The sequence below is a fragment of the Wolbachia endosymbiont (group A) of Melieria omissa genome (assembly GCF_964031125.1).
Classification (GTDB): domain Bacteria; phylum Pseudomonadota; class Alphaproteobacteria; order Rickettsiales; family Anaplasmataceae; genus Wolbachia; species Wolbachia pipientis.
In genome coordinates this window covers 1,267,290-1,286,002 of sequence record NZ_OZ035007.1, presented here as the reverse complement: position 1 = coordinate 1,286,002, position 18,713 = coordinate 1,267,290, and the positions used below count along the sequence as shown (strand labels likewise).

Genomic DNA, 18,713 nt, shown 5'->3' with positions numbered 1-18,713 from the left:
CATTCCAGTCTGGAATCCAGAAAAAAGGATGGTGTCATTCCGTATCCGTTTAGCCAATGGCGTCAACTTAAGAACTTTCATTAGCAAACTCTCCTAAAGACATGATGGCGTTTAGGCTTATCTACTTTATTGCGGCTGTCCCGGTCGGATTTTAACTTTAGCGCGTATACTTAAAAAGGGCTTGAAAGTTTTTTGGCGCAATAAGTACCTGATAGAGTTTCTGTCTCATTACACTAAATAAAACTGAAAAATTTAAACGATACTCAGTAATTTGATCTGGGTTCCAAGGCCCTTGTGCATCACATATATGAAGCGATAATATATTGCACATGACCAAGTTTGCCCAAAATTCTTGTAATACAGCCTCTCCAGAAAAATTCTCTAACTCTGCTCCTACTTTGAGTCGTTTATAGCACTCCTCTATGTGCCACCTTAACACATAAGCTTTGCTCCAAAGTCTCGGTCAAAAACTCTGTTTCTCAGTTGGCTAATGTCAGCACTATAACTCTTACTTTCTGTCCTTTCATTTTATTTTTTAGCTTTTCATTTTCTAATATAAAATCAAAATCTAATTCGCCAGCGTTCCCATAGCTTACTATAATTTCTTTTTTGCAAGCAAAAAATAAAATCTACTTCCAAATCATAATGCTGCTGAATGAATTTTACTGAAGACGATCATAGATAAATAATAATTTCTCTTGATTTAATAAACGCATTTGAGTGATAACTTCGGGTAATTGCTCTGCCGCCAACGTTTGTTCACCTATATTCCAAGCTGCAAGACGAGCACTGCAAATCAATGAAGTACACAAATCAACAAACAAATTGCCAATGGTGCCTGTTGTTCCATTTGGTTCAAACTCGGATACAATTTCCCCAGAGCTGGGTAATCTCATACCAGAACCATCTGCTGCAATAAGTCTATAGCCTCTCCAACTCAGGTTCATCCTGATAGGCTGTTTGGATGCTTAAATTCTTGAGCCTGTATGGCAAATCTTATACCTTGCTTTAGAAAAAGCTTGCTTTGAGGGTACATGTCAATGGCTCCATAAGTTCACATTCTATTCCCAAACTTTTTTTAACTAACTTTAAAATCATAGAAAATACTGTCGAAAAAGCTTGTTCGTGTAAAACTCAACACAATGGATTTTCTGAAAAGTTTTCGAGTATATTATATTTTTAATTTGTAGAATAAGGTTTTTTCCTTTTTGCATATTTCACCTAAAAAGGACACATTTTAGACTTCTTTGTTGAAATAAAACAGAAACAAAAGTGCTGTCCCTTGCACTCTTTGGATAATTTAATGATAAAAAATTTAGAGAGAAATTTTATACACTATCGCTGATATTTTTCCTTAAGTTGACGCCATTGCCTGAACACTTACCTAATGATGAAGCTATCGAAAACATAGCAAAGAGACTTCAAAAATCTATAGACGATGCAAAAAAGCACAAGGTCATGTTTAGTGTTGATGTATTCCAAGGAGAAAAAAGTCATCAATAATAGATTATTCGATACTGATCTTATACCACCTCATGGAGCAAGATAAAAATGTTACTGAGACTGGAAAAGAAAAACTACGGCCTCTTATGTTAGAAATGTTTAATCTAGTTTCAACAGGCACTGATGTGAGCCAAGAAGTTCGGAGATTATTGCCAGAAGATATACTGAAAGAACGCGGCGAATATTTGTCACGTCTAAAACAAATTGTAAGTGATAGTATTGAAAATGACAAAAAAAAGAAATTGTAGTAGAAAGAGATAATAAATTTTATTATGTACAGTGTCCAGAAAAAAGTGTGATCACTCCTGCAAAATTTATGAACTCCCCGGAATTTAAGGACTTAGAATATGGTGCATTGCGAATAGGAGAAGGAGATAATCTAATCTGAATAAAAAGCTGGCAATATCATGATATGCAAGGCAAAGTAAAAATGACCTTTAGGGTAGGCGATGAAAAGATCGAAATGATTTTATCTTCTGAAAAAGCTGAAAGTTTTGGTAAAATAATGGTACATATGGATGACAAAAGTTGTGAAATCTTCTCAAAGTACCTAAAAGAGCTAGAAAAAGAACCTCGTATAAGCAAGGTTGTTGAAGCTGCTAAAAGTTTTGCACAAACGAAAAGCAGTGCAGTTAGTCCACCTCTTTCTAATATGAAAAGTGTTGACACATCGCAACATTTTCAAAGTAGTGACCATGAATCACCAGAGCATTAACAATTATCATACATACATTGTTGCATATAGCAATAGTGTATGTGTATAGTTAGTAGGGTTTGTAAACTTAATAAAGTCTACAACTAATTTGAAAACTACTTTATTGTATGCAAGACTTTAAAATACTAGAAAATCTAAAAACCAAAGCACTAGAAGCTGAAAAAGGAGGCGGTTCTGACAGGATTACCAAACAACATGAAAAAGGGAAATTAACTGCTAGAGAAAGGCTCAGTATATTGCTCGATGAAAGTTCTTTTGCAGAATACGATAAATTCGTAAAACATCATGCAAATGATTTTGGCATGCAAAATGCTAATTTTTTAGGTGATGGGGTAGTGATTGGTCATGGTACTATTTATGGCAGAAAAGTTTTTGTTTATTCTCAGGATTTTACTGTCTTTGGTGGATCACTTGGTGCGTCACATGCAAAAAAAATATGCAAAATTATGGATATGGCAATTAATGCCAGGGTTCCAATTATCGGACTAAATGACTCTGGTGGAGCCAGAATTCAGGAAGGAGTAAATTCCCTTGCTGGTTATGGAGAAATTTTTCAAAGAAACGTAAATGCATCAGGTGTTATACCACAAATTTCTTTAATTATGGGCCCATGTGCAGGAGGTGCAGTTTATTCCCCAGCATTAACTGACTTTACTTTCATGGTGAAAAACAGTTCATATATGTTTATAACCGGGCCAGATGTAGTAAAAAAGGTTACCTACGAAGATGTAAGTTTCGAAGACCTCGGTGGAGCAAAAATTCATACAAGCAAAACAGGAGTAGCGGATTTTGCATTCAATAATGATGTTGAAATGCTGCTAAAAATGCGTAAATTCTTTACTTTCTTACCAGCAAATAATCAAGAATCACCAAAATCTGCACCAATCTGTAATGATGTTGACGACATTGATGAATCCTTAAACACTCTAATTCCTACCAATCCTAATACTCCTTATGATATGTATGAACTCATTGAAAAAGTTTGTGATGAAAGGAATTTCTTTGAACTGAAACCCGATTTTGCTCGTAATATCATAACTGGTTTTGGTAGAATTGGAGGAAATACTGTCGGTATTGTTGCAAATCAACCTATGCACCTTGCAGGATGTTTGGATATTGATTCTTCAAGAAAAGCTGCGAGGTTTGTAAGGTTTTGTGACGCATTTAACATTCCGATCATCACACTTATTGATGTTCCAGGATTTTTGCCGGGTACAAATCAAGAATACAATAATATAATACAACACGGAGCGAAACTGCTTTACGCTTACGCTGAAGCGACCGTGCCGAAAATTAGCCTTATCACTAGAAAAGCGTATGGTGGTGCATACATTGTTATGAATTCGAAACATCTAAAAGGTGATATAAATTATGCCTGGCCAACTGCTGAAATAGCTGTGATGGGCCCTGAAAGTGCAGTTGAGATTATATTTCGACACGAAAAAGATCAGCAAACGTTAATTAAAGAATATAAAGAAAAATTTGCTAACCCATTTTTTGCTGCATCATATGGATACATTGATGACATTATAGTGCCAAGTAAAACAAGGTATCACTTTTGTAAAGCATTAGAGCTACTCAAAAACAAGAAGGTAGAAAGGATATGGAAAAAGCATGACAACTTACCTCTGTAACTTTCTTCTAAGCCTTGCTTACAAGTTATGCAATATTATAAGTATAATCAGTGTGCCGTTACCAAGACTCGAACTTGGGACCTCGTCATTACCAATGACGTACTCTACCACCTGAGCTACAACGGCAAGTTTATATATTATGATAATGAATAACACAAAAAAGAATAAGGAAAAAGAAGAGGAGAAAAAAAGATTAGCGAAAGCTTTAAAGCAAAATATTTTGAAAAGAAAAAAGCAGCAACAGAGTAGACAGAGAACCCTTTCAAAACTCGTTTGTGGTGAGGAATTTTTAGGAGAAAGCACCGCAGAATACTCGAATGTATTTGAGAACGACAAAATTACCATCAGAAACTTAAGTTTTGAAGGAGGTATCATGCCAGAACTACCGGAAGTGGAAGTAATCTCTAATTTTTTGCTTGATAAAATTAAAAACAAGCAAATCAGTAATGTTATAGTGAATAATTGGAATTTACGTGCCCCAATAACAAAAAATATTGATGATATGCTAAAGGGCAAAGTCATACGCAACATCAAGCGTAGAGGTAAGTATACCATCTGGAATACAGATGGTAGTGTGGCTGTAATCATACATCTTGGCATGAGCGGAAAGCTTATATATGCTGACCACGATCAAATGCGGAATAAGCATGATCACGTGGTATTTTTATTTTCTGACAATACTTCAATAATTTTTAATGACCCAAGAAGATTTGGATTAGTTATCGTTTTAAATAAAGAACAAGAAACGGATTTTTTTAGCGATTTTGGAATAGAGCCCCTCACGGATGAATTCAGTGGAGACTATTTACAGGAGTTGCTGAAAAACAAAAAAGTGAATATCAAATCAGCGTTAATGGACAATAAATCAATAGTTGGCGTAGGCAATATATATGCTTCTGAGAGCTTGTTTAGAGCCTGTATATCACCACTCAGGTCAGCAAAAAACTTGACCTATAGAGAGTGCGAAAAACTTGCTGCTGAAATAAAAAATACTCTGAGTGATGCAATTGCTGCAGGCGGTTCAACACTGAAAGATTATGCACAGCCATCTGGATCTGCTGGATACTTTCAAAATAACTTTTACGTATATGGTAAAGTTCAAAAACCTTGCAAGATTTGCAATAATATCATAACACTTATACGACAAAATGGCCGTAGCACTTATTTTTGCAACGCGTGCCAGAATTAAGATTTTATTTTTTGATATGATATTTTCACTTGAAAAAGATCCATTTGATTTGTTTTCAAAGTGGTACAAAGCAGTACTTAATTCTCCGTGTGAACAACCAACTGCAATGACGCTAGCAACTTGTAGCAAAGACTGTATTCCATCTGCAAGAGTGGTATTACTAAAGGAATATAGCAAAGAAGGTTTTGTGTTTTTCACTAACGTAAACAGTAAAAAAGGGAAAGAATTGACTGAGAACCCCAAAGCTGCGTTAGTGTTTCATTGGATAGAATTTGCTAGGCAAGTGCGAATTGAAGGAGAGGTTAAACTTCTAAACGATGAAAGAACTGACAAATACTTCTCTTCTCGAGCGCTGGGTAGTCAAATTAGCGCATGGTGCTCAAAACAATCGAGCATTCTGAAAGATTGGCAAGATTTTGAGCAAGCTATAAAATTGAAGGAAAAAGAATTTCATAATACACAAGTTTCTCGTCCTGATTTTTGGGTGGGATTTTGCGTAATCCCAAAAGTAATTGAATTTTGGCAAGAAGGTGAATATAGGAAGCATATTAGATTTAGATACACTCTTGTTGAGGGAAGCGATTGGAAAGTGGAACAACTATATCCTTAAAAATGGTTGCGGGAGTAGGATTTGAACCTACGACCTTCAGGTTATGAGCCTGACGAGCTACCGAGCTGCTCCATCCCGCGTCGTTGCTTATTTAGTTATTATATATACAAATAATGAAAAAAGAAAAATAAAATTTCACCACATGCAAATATCGACACACTTATTAACTTTTCTTGACATAATAGTTAGTTATATACGTAACAATCTGCGCAATGAACAATATAACTTGATACTGTGGTTTCCTGTTTTTCAGTGTGTAGGAATTCTAATCTATTTTTCCCTAAGTTTTGAACCAAGCTGCATATCTATTTTTCTTTTGCTTTTACCCACACTAATTTTGATTGCAATATTGTATAAAAGGTACGCGATATTGTGTATCGCTTTAATTGCAGTGCTCATAGGATTTACAGCTAGTAAATTAAGAACAGCTTTAGTTGATACTCAAATTCTTGATAAAGAGAGATATGTAAAAGATATCGTTGCCACAGTGAAGGATATTAACGACAGGGGCTCATATAAACAATTTCTGCTTTCTGTTGAAAAATCCCCTACTATCTCAAAATCCTCTCCTGTCATCCCAGCGCCCCCTTTTGTCATCCCAGTACTTGATACTGGGATGGCTTTGTTGCATAGCAACTGAAAAAATCTGGTGGTTACTGACAAAATTCATTATAAAATAGCCATTTAACCTTGAAAGAAAAAATATGCCACAAAAAATGAGGGTCAGTAACCATAGCGAATATAACAAATTTCTAGAAAAAAGAGGAAATATTTTTCATTATATCAACGAAGCCATAGAAAAGTGGTACGAGAATGGTCCAAAAATACCAGGTGGCAACAATATTTATAGCGATAAAGTTGTAATTTTGGTGCACATAATAACTTGTTTATTTAGAATAGGCCTGAGGCAAACAGTTGGGTTTATAGCAGGATACCTTGAGCAAATTGGGAAAAATTTGCAAGTTATCAGCTATTCACAATCATCAAGAAGGTTTAAGAAACTCAATATTAAGATCAATGATTGCAGAAAATAATATGGAAGATATCGAAATTGCTATAGACAGTACAGGAATTAGTATATACAACAACACTCCTGGTCATAGCAAAGAAAATAGCGAAGATAGAAAGTATCGCAGCTATGAGCAGACAAGAAAATTGCATGTAATGTTGAATACAAACAGCAAAAAAGCCATAGCTGTAAAATACAGTAACGGCTGATCACTATGGAGCTTGTGATTTGCTAAAAGAAGTCGATTTTCAGTATGTCATAAAAGTACTATATGCAGATAGGGCATATGACAGAGAAAAGCTCTATAAGCTGTGTAATCAATATGGTATAAAAACGAAAATTCCTCCGAAAAACAACGCAGCAGAGCATCCAAAGTTAGACTATATGGCTGAGAGAAATGCTGCAATTAGACTAATAAAATCATGCAGCGAAGATGGAATGAAGAGGTGGAAAAGGCAAACAAACTACGGAAAAAGATCTTATATAGAAAGTTTTTTCTCGCGACTGAAACAAACATTCGGGTTTAGTTTTAGGAATAAATCTGAGACAAATAGAGAGAAGGAACTACTTGTTAAATGCTATTTGCTCAATAAGTTCACTGATATTGGTATGGCTAAATTTGAGATAGCTTCATAAATTTATTGTGCGTTACCTACTATCCGAAGAGCGATGCAACAAAGCCTACTGGGATCCAGAAAAAAAAGATATGGATTCCAGCGTCACGCGCTGGAATGACACCGGATAGAGCTCTAGATAACATCAGAATATCAGTTAGAACCAAAGTGGAAAAAGGCATTAAAATAGGCGATCAAGTAAAATTATCAGCAAAACTCTTCCCTCTAAAGATTGCGCCCTCGGAGTATGCATACGATTTTGCAAGAATAGCATATTACCAGAAAATAAGTGCAACAGGCTTTGCAACAAGCAAAATAGTCCTGCACAAAAAGGCTGAAGCAAGGAAATTTCAAGAATATATAGAATCTTTCCGTCAATACATTTATGAAAACCTGCAGCAAAATATCAAGAAACCACATGCGGATATAATCTCTGCATTACTGATCGGTAAAAAAGATGGCATAGATCAAAAAACTATGGACGCGATACGAGATTCAGGTATAGCACATTTGTTTGCCATATCTGGTTTGCATTTATCATTCGTTGCTGGTCTGTTTTTTGTAGTGTTTCGTAATTTATTCGCAATATCTGAAACTTTGACTCTTAAGTATAACACCAAGAAAATATCTGCATTCCTTACTATCTTGCCAACCACGTTTTATTTGTTGATTACCGGTATGCAAATTTCTGCTCAGCGTGCCTACATCATGGTGATTTTAGTACTCGTTGCAATAATGATAGAGAGAAAATATCGAGGGTTAATAGCAATTGCGTTTGCTGCTGCAGTGATACTTATCATAGAACCTGAAGCAATTTTAAAGCCAGGCTTTCAGATGTCATTTTCTGCTGTTTTGGCACTGGTTGCCAGTTATCAAATTAATGCTAATAAATTATTCAAAATAAAAATAATGAAATATTTTGTGTCGATAATGATCAGCTCAGTAATAGCAAGTTTAGCAACTGTTCCGTATACGATATATAATTTTAATTATTTTTCAATTAGTGGCATTATCACAAATTTAGTTGCTATACCAATAGTTACATTAATTATTATTCCACTTGGAATAATTTATGTCTTATTGATTCCTTTAGGTATTGAATGGATTATAGCGCCATTTATAGAGCGCCCAATTGACAGCATTTTGTATATAACAAACGCTATCGCTAGTCTTCAGTATTTGGTTATTCCCATTCGTACTTTTCCTGCCTCATCAATTATTATAATAACATTTGGGTTATTGTGGCTGTGCTTGTGGGAAAGAAATTGGCGTTTTTTGGGATTTTTTTTTATTGTACTAGGTATTTGCTTTAGCGCTGCATATAAAACCCCCGACATCCTAATAAATGCTGATAATGTTGCTGCAAAGGAGAGTGATAACTTACTATATTCTCTCACTAGAAAAAGCAGAAATTTTGTTATCAAAACGTGGGCAAAGCAAAACGGACAGAACCAAATTTTGAATCATACAAAATATAGCAATCCAGATAAAAGACTAAAGTATGGCTGTATATATAATAAAGGAAATAATAAATCAGTACTGCTTGCTTATAAAAAAGAAGATATCTTGAGAAACTGTAATAGTGTTGATCTGATAATTCAATTAAGTGAATTCGACTATTCAGCTTGCAACGCTAAAATTATTAAACATGCTGATCTAGAAACGTATGGCACACATTCTGTTTGGTTAACAAATCGTTACGTAAAGATTAATACAGTGCGCTCCAATAGGCCTTGGCACATGTTGAAAAATTAAGAAACTTGATTTTAAGGTTTGGTTAATGTATACCTAAATAAGTTTAAACTAGAAAAATGTTATGGTTACAGACACTAAAGATCCTTTCAAAGACTATTTTGATTTTTTAGGATTTAGAAAACTTTCTGACCAGCCCAGTAGAATTTTGAGCTCTATAAGAAAGTATTCTGGTACTATATCGATAGCAAGTACCATTGCTACTCTTATAGCATTTGCTGCCTTTTCTATTCAGCCTGTTACAGTAAGTATTGCTGGGTTTGCGTTCACGCCAGCACCTCTTGCCTTTATTCCTCTTATAGTTCTCTTATTTACTGCTGTTATAAACTTTATAAATACACAAAAAATAAAAGAGAATGAAATAGATAAAAAAATAGGAAACTATCAAGTTGATGAACAGTACAGCCAGATTGCTCAAGAAGCTAAAAAAATTGAAATTGTAACAAATTTAGATCGTAAGAGGAAAAAGCTTTCAATAGTTTTACCAAATTCTAAGACGCAGAGAGAAATACTAGAAGATATAGAAGCAGAAAATAGAAATAGGATTCTCTTGTTTACTGGATCATATGTATTTGGTACTATTATAGTAGTTTCAGCAATATCACAATCCATTAATGCTCCAATAATATTAATAGCTTTATTAGTCGCTATTCTTTTATGCATCATATCAACACTTAGCAATCTAATAAGTAATAGCGTGGATCATGAAAATCATACTATTAGAAAACACAGTTCTTTAGGTCTTCTATTTCCATACTGGTCTGGAAAGGGCATGGTTGTATCAGTAGTAGAAAATAAGCTTGGTAAAAGGGAAAATGAACTAATATCTCTAATGAAAAAACTACTTAGTCCGCTTTGCAACTCATTTGACAGTAACCTTAAAAAAGCTTGCGATTTACTTGATAATAGTCTTTTAAAGCCTGCAAATATTAACATTAAAGAAACGCTTGATCACCTAAAAAAAATCAGAGAAGACATCAAAAAAGATTTAGATTGGCTACATGCAGAAATTTCAGAAGTTTTAAACAACACTAAAGAATTGACAAAAAAAGCACATTCACTAGATATTGAAGGTACTTTTTCTAGGTTAGAGAATGCTATTAAAATTGCTGAAGATAAAATTGAACGATTTGAACCAAGCCGCTTTGTAGGCTGGCTTCAATCAACTACGCAGTCTAATAATAACGAGTTCCTTAGCATGCTAAAAAAGTTAAAAGAGGATACAGAAGAGGAAAAAACGGAATTGAAGGAGCAATTAAACGTAGTAAGGAATGAATTAGAAGAAATAAAAAAGAAGCAAGCTCAACCAAGTACGCCTGATTTAGAAGCTAACAATGGAAATAATACTAATAAATTATTAGTATTAGAAAATAAAGTCAAAGAACTACGTGACACAGTTAGAAAGTTAGAGCTGGAAGCAGAACAAAATAAGCTGCAGCAAAAGAAGGAAAAGTTAGAGCAAAAAAAATCTGAACAAGAAAAAACAGATGAATGGAAAGAAAAAATCAACGGCAAACCAAGTGACTTTCTATATTATTTATTAGAATCTATTAAGCTGGAAGAAAAAGATAATAAAGAAAAAAAGGTTGAGGCAACATTACGAGATTTTGATAATAAAGTTACAATCCACTGGAAAGATGGCTCTCAAACAATTTGCCATATTAAAAAACAAGGTGATCTGCAAATTGAGTCTAGTGCAACAATGTTTACAGACCCAAATGTTCAAGCAGCATGGGAAATGGCGCGGGGTAAATCACTATAGATCACTCAATAATAACCTTAAGTGTTAATAATGATAAAGAGAAATTAAGGTTAGACACCTATATAGCTGAAAAATGCAACATATCACGCAGCAAAGCGCAAAGATTGATACAAAATGAGCAGGTGAAATTACTTGGCACACCGATAATTAATAATGACTACATAGTAAAACCAGATGAAGAGTATGTGGTGCATCTCGTTCAACCTGACATATCCACATCAATTGAGCCTAATTATGACATAAAACTTAATATCGTCTATGAAGATGAAGACATTATAGTTCTGAGTAAACAAAGTGGATTAACAGTGCACCCAGGTGCTGGGACAAACAATGATACGCTTTTGAACGCAGTTATCGCTCACCTTAATGTAAGACCAGGAATTGTTCATAGACTCGATAAAGATACTAGTGGGCTAATGGTAATTGCAAAAAATGAAGCAGCCCATAGTTTTTTGTCTGAATTGTTATCGAATCGCAAAATAAAGCGGGAATACTTAGCAGTAGTTTGGGGAACATTATCTTCCCAGCAGGGAACTATAGAAACTAACATTGCTCCAAAGCGTGGTAATAAAGAAATGATGTGTGTTACAAAAACAACGGGCAAATTAGCAATCACTCATTACTCAGTAGAGAAAGTTATAGGACAAGCAAGCCTCGTTAAATGCACTTTAGAAACAGGTAGAACGCACCAAATTCGAGTCCACATGAGCCACATAGGACATTCTATAGTTGGTGATCAAGTTTATGGGAAAAATAGTAGTAAAAGCACAAAATATGCTAAAAACTCTAGTTTTATTCGTAATTTCAATAGACAAGCACTACATGCTTATACACTGGGCTTATATCACCCCAAAAGTAAGGGATACATGGAATTTGTCTCTGATTTACCGCAAGATATAAAAACTTTAATTGGTGAGTTTGACAACATATCTTAATAACATTCGTATTAACCTGTCAATATTATCATCCATGTTATCAGGAAGTTATAGCTCTTTCCATAAAAGTCCGGATGTGATAGGATAAGGGTAGATGATGATAAGGAGGTTGAATGCCAGCAGCATATAGTTATGATTTAAGAAAAAAAGCAATGGAAGCGCTAGACGAAGGAGAAAGCAGAGAAACAGTGGCAGCAAGATTTAAGATTGGAAGAACTACTTTATGGGAGTGGCAGCAAAGAAGAAAAGAAACAGGAGACTTTCAATCAAAAAAACTTGGAAATGGGGGTTACAATCACAAAATTACCGACTGGGATACCTTTGCCAAATTTGCCAGAGAACACGGAGGAAAGACTCTATCGGAAATGGCTAAACTTTGGAACAACGTTAGTATCCAAACGATCTATCGAGCCCTTAAAAAAATTGGATTTACGCGCAAAAAAAGACATATGGATACAAGGAAAGAAACGAAGAAAAACGTGCTGAATTTTTGAAAATTATAGCGACAAAAGAACCTAAAAACTTAGTGTATATAGATGAGTCTGGCATTGATAACACCGAAGACTACCCCTACGGATATTGCCAGAAAGGACAGCGGTTTTATGCCTTAAAATCTGGAAAGAAAACTCAACGAATCAGTATGGTTGCAGCCTTAAGTGGAAGAAAGATAGTTGTTCCGTTAACCTTTGAAGGCCACTGTAATATGGATGTTTTTAATGGATGGTTTGAGCAATTTTTGACACCGATCTTGGAACCTGGACAGACTGTCATTCTTGACAATGCTATAGCTCTTTCCATAAAAGTCCGGATGTGATAGGATAAGGGTAGATGATGATAAGGAGGTTGAATGCCAGCAGCATATAGTTATGATTTAAGAAAAAAAGCAATGGAAGCGCTAGACGAAGGAGAAAGCAGAGAAACAGTGGCAGCAAGATTTAAGATTGGAAGAACTACTTTATGGGAGTGGCAGCAAAGAAGAAAAGAAACAGGAGACTTTCAATCAAAAAAACTTGGAAATGGGGGTTACAATCACAAAATTACCGACTGGGATACCTTTGCCAAATTTGCCAGAGAACACGGAGGAAAGACTCTATCGGAAATGGCTAAACTTTGGAACAACGTTAGTATCCAAACGATCTATCGAGCCCTTAAAAAAATTGGATTTACGCGCAAAAAAAGACATATGGATACAAGGAAAGAAACGAAGAAAAACGTGCTGAATTTTTGAAAATTATAGCGACAAAAGAACCTAAAAACTTAGTGTATATAGATGAGTCTGGCATTGATAACACCGAAGACTACCCCTACGGATATTGCCAGAAAGGACAGCGGTTTTATGCCTTAAAATCTGGAAAGAAAACTCAACGAATCAGTATGGTTGCAGCCTTAAGTGGAAGAAAGATAGTTGTTCCGTTAACCTTTGAAGGCCACTGTAATATGGATGTTTTTAATGGATGGTTTGAGCAATTTTTGACACCGATCTTGGAACCTGGACAGACTGTCATTCTTGACAATGCTACTTTTCATAAGTCTGATAAGATTATCGAGCTTGCTAAAGGGGTTGGTGCAGAAATTTTGTATCTGCCGCCTTATTCTCCAGATTTCAACAAAATTGAGCATCATTGGTTTGCTATAAAAAACAGAGCCAGGAAAAACATTCCTCTATTCGAATCCTTTCGTCGTGCTGTTGATTCTGCCTTCCTATGACCTGTTCGGACTATTATGAGAAATGCTATAACAATTTCCACAATTAACACCAGGAATAGACTGCTTATCATTACTGCACGTTCTAGATTACTTACATCCAAAACAAACAAAATTGAGACACATACTATAAAAAGCAGTAACTCCTGTCTGAACGCAATTTCTGATATAAAAGCTGATTTTATTCCTTCACAAGAGTATTGAATTGCTTTTATTAGACGAATAATGCCCTTCTTCATTATTATTCACAAAACCCTTTAATCAAAATTTTAACTTATTTGGATTTGCTACACCCTATAGCATTTTTATCATTTGTTCACCCTATTGGTTTTGAAATTAAGATTTACCGCAACTACAATAAGTACTCTTATCATCACATTTTGGTGTTAAGTCAGGATAGAACGTGAGTATAGCATCATTCTTTCTTACAAACACTGATTGATAATCGTCATCTTCCATTTCACATAGACACATTCCATCTTTTCCTAATTCCTTAAACGCCTTAGTTGCAGAAATTATCGGCATGAAGGTTATATGCGTATCCATTTGGGCATTTAACTTTCACTTCCCCATCCTTACCTAAATATTTCATTCCAAATGTATAAACTGGCGGCTTAATATCTGATTTATTGCATAGGGACTTATCATTCCAAATTGCACCTGCCCATTTATCTTCTTGAGCTTCAACATATCTACCTACAAAATGCATACCACCTAGTTTATCGTTTGGCTCACCACAAAAAATATGTCCAAACCCTATAGTTTCTTTTTCACTTCCACTATTTGTAAACCAAATGTTAGCCAGTTCATCTTTAAGTAACTCCAAATCCGCATCTGGCGTAATCACTTATATATTCCTTTCACTACTTCTTGATGCTGCGGACAACTAAGTAAAATTTTGAAATCTTCTTTATCTGGATGTGCTCCCCAATCTCCACAAACTTTCAACACTCCTCTATCGAAGTCAGTTAATTCTGAAACGGTGGCTGGTTGTGAACTGAAAAATGGTTCAAAATTGACTTCAACATTTTCTTCTACATAGCCGGTGTGAAAATAATGATCCTTAATATAAAAAATAAATCCTATTATTGGTATTATTAAACACAAAATTAGTTTAACTGTCTTCGACATAATCACGTTCACAAAAAAGCTAGCCTATAAGAAATAATTTAAAAAAGTTTTAATCTAATCGTTTTTGCAGAGCAGCAACTCCCGGCATTTCATCGCCACTTAACCAATCTAAAAATGCTCCTCCACCAGTGGAAACATATGTAAAATCCTTATCGGTAAGGCCTGCAGCGCTTATTGCAGATAGACTATCGCCTCCCCCTATTATGCTGGTTAACTTTCCTTTGTGCGTTAAGTCACTTACGATTTTCATTACCCCTATTGTACCGCTTGCAAAAGCTGAATGTTCAAAAACACCAATAGGTCCATTCCACAGCAGAGTCTTACTGCTTGCTATTATACTGCTTATTGTACTCAAAGTTTGTGGTCCGATATCCAAAATTATATCACCGTCCAAAATGGACTCAGTTCTTCTTGAAATACTAGTGCTGTAATCAGAGTTTACTGCAACCAGAACGTCTTCTGGCACAACTATTTTGCAATTGTTTTTATTTGCTGTTTCAACAATATTATGTAGAAGGTCGTCAACACCATTTTGAAAGAAAGATTTCCCTATATTTACTTTGCTAAATGACAAAAAATTATTGGCTATTGCACCACCTAGAACTAGGTAATTAACCTTTTCTGTTAGCTTCATAAGCACTTTTATTTTAGTTGATATTTTAGCTCCCCCAACTATCGCAGTAATAGGTTTAGCTTTAAACGATACAGCTTTTTCAAGATACTTTAGCTCATCTTGCAAGCAAAATCCTGCATAGGAAGGTAAAAATTCTGTAATGCGTGAAATAGAAGCGTGAGCTCTGTGAGAGCAAGAAAATGCATCATTTACATATATATCCACTAGAGATGCTAATTGTCTGGCAAAGTTTGCATCATTCTCCTTTTCCCCTTCATAAAATCTTAGATTCTCTAGTAATATTATATCTCCTGCATCCATAACACTTACTGCTCTTTGTACTTTTTCACCAACGCAATCGTCAATAAATTTCACTTTTTTATTTAGTAACTGCGATAAAGTGTCAATTACATTTTTTAGCGACAGATTATTGTCTCTGGCCTTTGGGCGTCCGAAATGTGATATAATAATAATCTTTGCACTCGCATTCACTAAATACTGAATAGTAGGCAATGCTCTCAAAATACGAGTGACGTCACGAATTTCTCCATCTTTTATAGGAACATTGAAGTCAACTCTGAGTAAGACGGTTTTATTGTGAAGATCACAATTTTCTATACTAGGTATATTCATTACAAAATTGAAGCTATAAAGTCACTATACAGCAGTTTGATCTAAAGTAAAGTTTTAAGCTTACGAACGTTTAAGGAAATTTGCATGCCAAACGCTTGACACTGGAACCTTATCGTCATGCCATCAAGAACCGTCATACCGCCGGGTATCTCTTAGCCGCTAACACGTAGCGGGATACTTGACCTTTACAGGGATGACGATTGTCGTTTAGCCATAAATATTTAAGAAATTTACTAAACAGAAAAAAAGGCAAAAGAAGCCCCGTGGTTGGCTAATTACTTACATTATACTTTCAAGTATGGCGTTTTTTTATTCTAAACGCTTAATAACCGCGATTTAGCTGCTTTTTAATGCAACTAACCTTTAGTCATAAATGTTTAAGAAATTTACTAAACAGAAAAAAAGGCAAAAGAAACCCTAGGGTAGCTAATTATTCACTATCCATTTTTTAAGTTGGCGTTTTTTGATGTTTTAAATGCTTTATAAGCGTATTTCAGCTTGTATAGGTAAAAACCTAGAAATTTGATAAAGACATAGAGTGCACATAGTGCAAAAAATTAAACATGAGACGCCAGATACGTTGAGTTTTTTTGTCATTTAATCTGTACAGAGAAGATAAATAAATAGCTTCAGTTTCATGGTAAGGGGGCTGGCGAAGGGTGTCAAGTAAGTTTTGCATTTGATCCGTTTCTATGACTTAGATGCCAGTGCCTGCTACTTGACTCTCGGCTGGGTCGAATTTGTATAGCTACATTGTCGGTAAATCTAAATTGCTTTAATAATTTTGATTGAAAAATAGTTTTTCTATTATATAAATGCTACTTTAGGGTAATCAAAATGGAAGACGATAAATATAGCCTAGGTTTAAGGGTTATCCATTGGTTGATGGCTGTTTTTATTATCGGTATGCTTTGTTCTGGACTTTATATGAAAAGCCTGCCACTTAGCAATGAAATTAAGTTCAACATATACGCTATTCATAAGGCTTGCGGTATCACTATTCTTGGATTAATCATAGTACGCATATTTTTTCGCGTCTTTACTTATGTTCCACCACTTCCAGCAAATTTTTCTCGGTTTGTAATCAATATAAGTAAAGCAGTACACTTTGGTTTATATTCTTTGATGGTGCTAATGCCACTATCTGGCTATGTCATGTCTTCTGCTTCTGGCAAACAGATCAAATATTTTTTTCATATCCCTTTGTTGATTAATCAAAACAAAGACCTAGCTAACACGGCTAATGAGCTACATTCGATGCTTGCATATTTTATGGTACTCTTTATAATCTTACATATACTTGGCGCCTTAAAACACACATTTATAGATAAACAAAACATTTTTAAACGTATGATATAGGTTATATGTTAAGTAGCCTCTGGAAAAAAGGAACAGATTTTCTTGGCAGTGAGTTTGCTATAATGGGTGGTGCTATGAGCTGGGTTTCAGAGAGAAACTTGGTCTCAGCAATCTCAAACGCTGGTGGTTTTGGTGTGATTGCATGTGGTGCAATGTTCCCAGACTTACTGGAAAAAGAAATCATAGAGACACAAAAATTAACTAACAAGCCATTTGGTGTAAACCTAATTACTATGCACCCAAAGTTGAGTGAGTTGATAGATGTGTGTATTGAAACGAAAGTGAGCCACATAGTTCTTGCCGGTGGACTGCCAACGAAGCCTAATATAGAAAAAATCAAGAGTGCGGGCATTGAAGTTATGTGCTTTGCACCAGCATTAAGCCTTGCGAAAAGGTTAGTAAAAATGGGAGTAGATGCGTTAATAATAGAGGGAATGGAAGCAGGTGGGCACATAGGGCCAGTCAGCACTTCTGTTCTTGCACAAGAGATATTGCCTCATTTTAAAAATGAACAAATACCAGTGTTTGTTGCAGGTGGAATAGGAAGAGGCGAAATGATAGTTAATTACCTGGAAATGGGGGCAAGTGGCTGTCAAATAGGTACATTATTTGTCTGCACTAATGAGTCAATTGCCCACAAAAATTTTAAGGAAGTGTTTATTAAATCAGCCGCACGTAATGCAATACCTTCTGTACAGATAAGTGCTGATTTTCCTGTAATTCCTGTAAGAGCTATAGCCAACAAAGCAAGCGATGACTTCATGAAGCGTCAAAAAGAAGTTATTGATGAATACCAAAAGGGACAGATCTCAAAAGAAGATGGGCAGCTTGAAATAGAAAAGTTCTGGGCTGGAGCTTTAAGAAGGGCAGTGATTGAAGGAGATGTTGAAACAGGATCTTTAATGGCCGGCCAAAGTGTTGGCATGGTTGATAGGGAAAAGCCTGTAAAAGAAGTAGTGGATATGTTAGTTCAACAAGCAAAGAATCATATTAATAGCAAATCTGTAGAAGTAGAAAGCCCAGAAAGCAAATAGTTAAGCGACCTTCCAATAAGCAAGTTGCCGCAATTATTTATAATATGGCATAATTGCCCAGTTTTAATGTAAAATTAACGCTAAAGAGGTATCTATACATTTTATTATGTATGGAGGAATGTTATGCACAGTCCCTTTAAAAAACCTAAGAGTAAGGAAGGAGATATTAACCAACAATTGAGCAACACTATATACAAAAAGGTAACAGCAGAAAATTATCAAGAAAATCAAGATGAGACTTCCAAAGAATGCAAAAGGTTGTTCAAGCAGGGAGCTAGTCCTAAAACATTGGCTGAATTGGAAAAAATACTGAGAGAACGACAAAATGAGCAGGCTATTGCAAAACACTTAGAGTCATCCAAGCAAGGAACTAGTCCTGAAGCATTAGCTGAGTTAGAAAAATCAGTGGGGAAAAAAAGAGAACATTATAATAATTATATCCAACACTTTCTTCCAGCGTTGAAAGCAGAAATAACAGAGTCAAAAAAACTAGACTCAAAAAAAAGGCAGCAATAG

14 protein-coding genes, 2 tRNA genes and 5 pseudogenes are annotated in these 18,713 nt (G+C 35.2%); 15 read left to right on the top strand and 6 right to left on the bottom strand.

What is annotated here, in order from left to right; translation table 11 throughout:
* Positions 1 to 80: 80 nt before the first annotated feature.
* Positions 81 to 1,214 (bottom strand): annotated as a pseudogene (locus ACQH2Q_RS05990) (transposase).
* Positions 1,215 to 1,535: 321 nt separating this feature from the next.
* On the opposite strand from ACQH2Q_RS05990, the gene ACQH2Q_RS05985 reads away from it, so the two are divergent.
* From ACQH2Q_RS05985 to ACQH2Q_RS05975, 3 genes are all read left to right on the top strand, one after another.
* Positions 1,536 to 1,751: a hypothetical protein gene (locus ACQH2Q_RS05985; protein ID WP_255407368.1), complete on the top strand. Its 216-nt coding sequence runs from the start codon at positions 1,536 to 1,538 to the stop codon at positions 1,749 to 1,751.
* A 164-nt stretch (positions 1,752 to 1,915) separates the two neighbouring features.
* The gene (locus ACQH2Q_RS05980; RefSeq protein WP_231115838.1) at positions 1,916 to 2,218 is read left to right on the top strand and encodes a hypothetical protein; all 303 of its coding nucleotides are present in this window, start codon (positions 1,916 to 1,918) and stop codon (positions 2,216 to 2,218) included.
* 107 nt (positions 2,219 to 2,325) lie between these two features.
* Positions 2,326 to 3,852 carry an acyl-CoA carboxylase subunit beta gene (locus tag ACQH2Q_RS05975; protein ID WP_264339556.1) on the top strand — a complete coding sequence of 509 codons (1,527 nt, stop codon included), beginning with the start codon at positions 2,326 to 2,328 and terminating at the stop codon, positions 3,850 to 3,852.
* A gap of 53 nt (positions 3,853 to 3,905) precedes the next feature.
* On the opposite strand, the gene ACQH2Q_RS05970 is transcribed toward ACQH2Q_RS05975, so the two are convergent.
* Positions 3,906 to 3,978 (bottom strand) — tRNA-Thr (locus ACQH2Q_RS05970).
* Positions 3,979 to 4,225: 247 nt separating this feature from the next.
* Here ACQH2Q_RS05970 and mutM point away from each other — a divergent pair.
* Positions 4,226 to 5,041 carry a bifunctional DNA-formamidopyrimidine glycosylase/DNA-(apurinic or apyrimidinic site) lyase gene (gene mutM, locus ACQH2Q_RS05965; protein WP_015589411.1) on the top strand — a complete coding sequence of 272 codons (816 nt, stop codon included), beginning with the start codon at positions 4,226 to 4,228 and terminating at the stop codon, positions 5,039 to 5,041.
* A gap of 16 nt (positions 5,042 to 5,057) precedes the next feature.
* Positions 5,058 to 5,651, top strand: a complete 594-nt coding sequence (pdxH, locus tag ACQH2Q_RS05960; protein ID WP_022626142.1) for a pyridoxamine 5'-phosphate oxidase — start codon at positions 5,058 to 5,060, stop codon at positions 5,649 to 5,651.
* Positions 5,652 to 5,654: 3 nt separating this feature from the next.
* Here the strand turns inward: pdxH and ACQH2Q_RS05955 are convergent.
* Positions 5,655 to 5,731: transfer RNA gene (locus ACQH2Q_RS05955), tRNA-Met, on the bottom strand.
* Between the two features lie 62 nt (positions 5,732 to 5,793).
* Here ACQH2Q_RS05955 and ACQH2Q_RS05950 point away from each other — a divergent pair.
* The 7 genes and pseudogenes from ACQH2Q_RS05950 to ACQH2Q_RS05920 all read left to right on the top strand — a co-directional run.
* Positions 5,794 to 6,270, top strand: a pseudogene (locus tag ACQH2Q_RS05950) (ComEC/Rec2 family competence protein); the annotation flags it as partial.
* 85 nt (positions 6,271 to 6,355) lie between these two features.
* Positions 6,356 to 7,296: pseudogene (locus ACQH2Q_RS05945) on the top strand (IS5 family transposase).
* 53 nt (positions 7,297 to 7,349) lie between these two features.
* Entirely contained in the window at positions 7,350 to 9,029 is a 1,680-nt protein-coding gene (locus tag ACQH2Q_RS05940; protein WP_338482150.1) for a ComEC/Rec2 family competence protein, read from the top strand.
* A gap of 61 nt (positions 9,030 to 9,090) precedes the next feature.
* A complete protein-coding gene (locus tag ACQH2Q_RS05935) occupies positions 9,091 to 10,788 on the top strand; it encodes a hypothetical protein (RefSeq protein WP_265024123.1) in 1,698 nt (565 codons plus the stop codon).
* Positions 10,779 to 11,723, top strand: coding sequence for an RluA family pseudouridine synthase (locus tag ACQH2Q_RS05930; RefSeq protein WP_182309806.1), 945 nt, complete (start codon positions 10,779 to 10,781; stop codon positions 11,721 to 11,723). The genes ACQH2Q_RS05935 and ACQH2Q_RS05930 overlap by 10 nt, the downstream gene beginning before the upstream one ends.
* A gap of 113 nt (positions 11,724 to 11,836) precedes the next feature.
* Positions 11,837 to 12,507 (top strand): annotated as a pseudogene (locus ACQH2Q_RS05925) (IS630 family transposase); the annotation flags it as partial.
* A 63-nt stretch (positions 12,508 to 12,570) separates the two neighbouring features.
* Positions 12,571 to 13,430, top strand: a protein-coding gene (locus ACQH2Q_RS05920; RefSeq protein ID WP_264705388.1) for an IS630 family transposase whose coding sequence is annotated in 2 segments (ribosomal slippage) — positions 12,571 to 12,895 and positions 12,895 to 13,430 — 861 coding nt in all. Because the reading frame shifts where the segments join, the coding sequence is not laid out codon by codon here.
* Here ACQH2Q_RS05920 and ACQH2Q_RS05915 read toward each other — a convergent pair.
* The 3 genes and pseudogenes from ACQH2Q_RS05915 to ACQH2Q_RS05905 all read right to left on the bottom strand — a co-directional run bounded on the left by ACQH2Q_RS05915 (position 13,343) and on the right by ACQH2Q_RS05905 (position 15,804).
* Positions 13,343 to 13,666, bottom strand: coding sequence for a diacylglycerol kinase (locus ACQH2Q_RS05915; protein WP_425383455.1), 324 nt, complete (start codon positions 13,664 to 13,666; stop codon positions 13,343 to 13,345). The genes ACQH2Q_RS05920 and ACQH2Q_RS05915 overlap by 88 nt on opposite strands.
* Positions 13,667 to 13,763: 97 nt before the next feature.
* Positions 13,764 to 14,558, bottom strand: a pseudogene (locus ACQH2Q_RS05910) (EndoU domain-containing protein).
* Positions 14,559 to 14,607: 49 nt separating this feature from the next.
* On the bottom strand, positions 14,608 to 15,804 hold the full coding sequence (locus ACQH2Q_RS05905; protein WP_174515946.1) for a phosphoglycerate kinase: 1,197 nt from the start codon (positions 15,802 to 15,804) through the stop codon (positions 14,608 to 14,610).
* Between the two features lie 837 nt (positions 15,805 to 16,641).
* Between ACQH2Q_RS05905 and ACQH2Q_RS05900 the strand changes: the two genes are divergently transcribed.
* The 3 genes from ACQH2Q_RS05900 (at position 16,642) to ACQH2Q_RS05890 (ending at position 18,713) form a co-directional block, all read left to right on the top strand.
* Positions 16,642 to 17,163 (top strand): cytochrome b, encoded by a 522-nt coding sequence (locus ACQH2Q_RS05900; protein WP_010082022.1) that lies wholly within the window; start codon positions 16,642 to 16,644, stop codon positions 17,161 to 17,163.
* Positions 17,164 to 17,168: 5 nt separating this feature from the next.
* Entirely contained in the window at positions 17,169 to 18,197 is a 1,029-nt protein-coding gene (locus tag ACQH2Q_RS05895; protein ID WP_264339563.1) for an NAD(P)H-dependent flavin oxidoreductase, read from the top strand.
* A 123-nt stretch (positions 18,198 to 18,320) separates the two neighbouring features.
* Positions 18,321 to 18,713, top strand: a complete 393-nt coding sequence (locus ACQH2Q_RS05890) for a hypothetical protein (protein ID WP_259348561.1) — start codon at positions 18,321 to 18,323, stop codon at positions 18,711 to 18,713.

What these genes read in the sequence shown, in the direction of transcription:
- ACQH2Q_RS05985 (WP_255407368.1), top strand. Translation starts at nt 1,536, where the DNA reads ATGGAGCAAGATAAAAATGTTACTGAGACTGGAAAAGAAAAACTACGG.
- ACQH2Q_RS05980 (WP_231115838.1), top strand. Translation starts at nt 1,916, where the DNA reads ATGCAAGGCAAAGTAAAAATGACCTTTAGGGTAGGCGATGAAAAGATC.
- ACQH2Q_RS05975 (WP_264339556.1), top strand. Translation starts at nt 2,326, where the DNA reads ATGCAAGACTTTAAAATACTAGAAAATCTAAAAACCAAAGCACTAGAA.
- mutM (WP_015589411.1), top strand. Translation starts at nt 4,226, where the DNA reads ATGCCAGAACTACCGGAAGTGGAAGTAATCTCTAATTTTTTGCTTGAT.
- pdxH (WP_022626142.1), top strand. Translation starts at nt 5,058, where the DNA reads ATGATATTTTCACTTGAAAAAGATCCATTTGATTTGTTTTCAAAGTGG.
- ACQH2Q_RS05935 (WP_265024123.1), top strand. Translation starts at nt 9,091, where the DNA reads ATGGTTACAGACACTAAAGATCCTTTCAAAGACTATTTTGATTTTTTA.
- ACQH2Q_RS05915 (WP_425383455.1), bottom strand. Translation starts at nt 13,666, where the DNA reads ATGAAGAAGGGCATTATTCGTCTAATAAAAGCAATTCAATACTCTTGT.
- ACQH2Q_RS05905 (WP_174515946.1), bottom strand. Translation starts at nt 15,804, where the DNA reads ATGAATATACCTAGTATAGAAAATTGTGATCTTCACAATAAAACCGTC.
- ACQH2Q_RS05900 (WP_010082022.1), top strand. Translation starts at nt 16,642, where the DNA reads ATGGAAGACGATAAATATAGCCTAGGTTTAAGGGTTATCCATTGGTTG.
- ACQH2Q_RS05895 (WP_264339563.1), top strand. Translation starts at nt 17,169, where the DNA reads ATGTTAAGTAGCCTCTGGAAAAAAGGAACAGATTTTCTTGGCAGTGAG.
- ACQH2Q_RS05890 (WP_259348561.1), top strand. Translation starts at nt 18,321, where the DNA reads ATGCACAGTCCCTTTAAAAAACCTAAGAGTAAGGAAGGAGATATTAAC.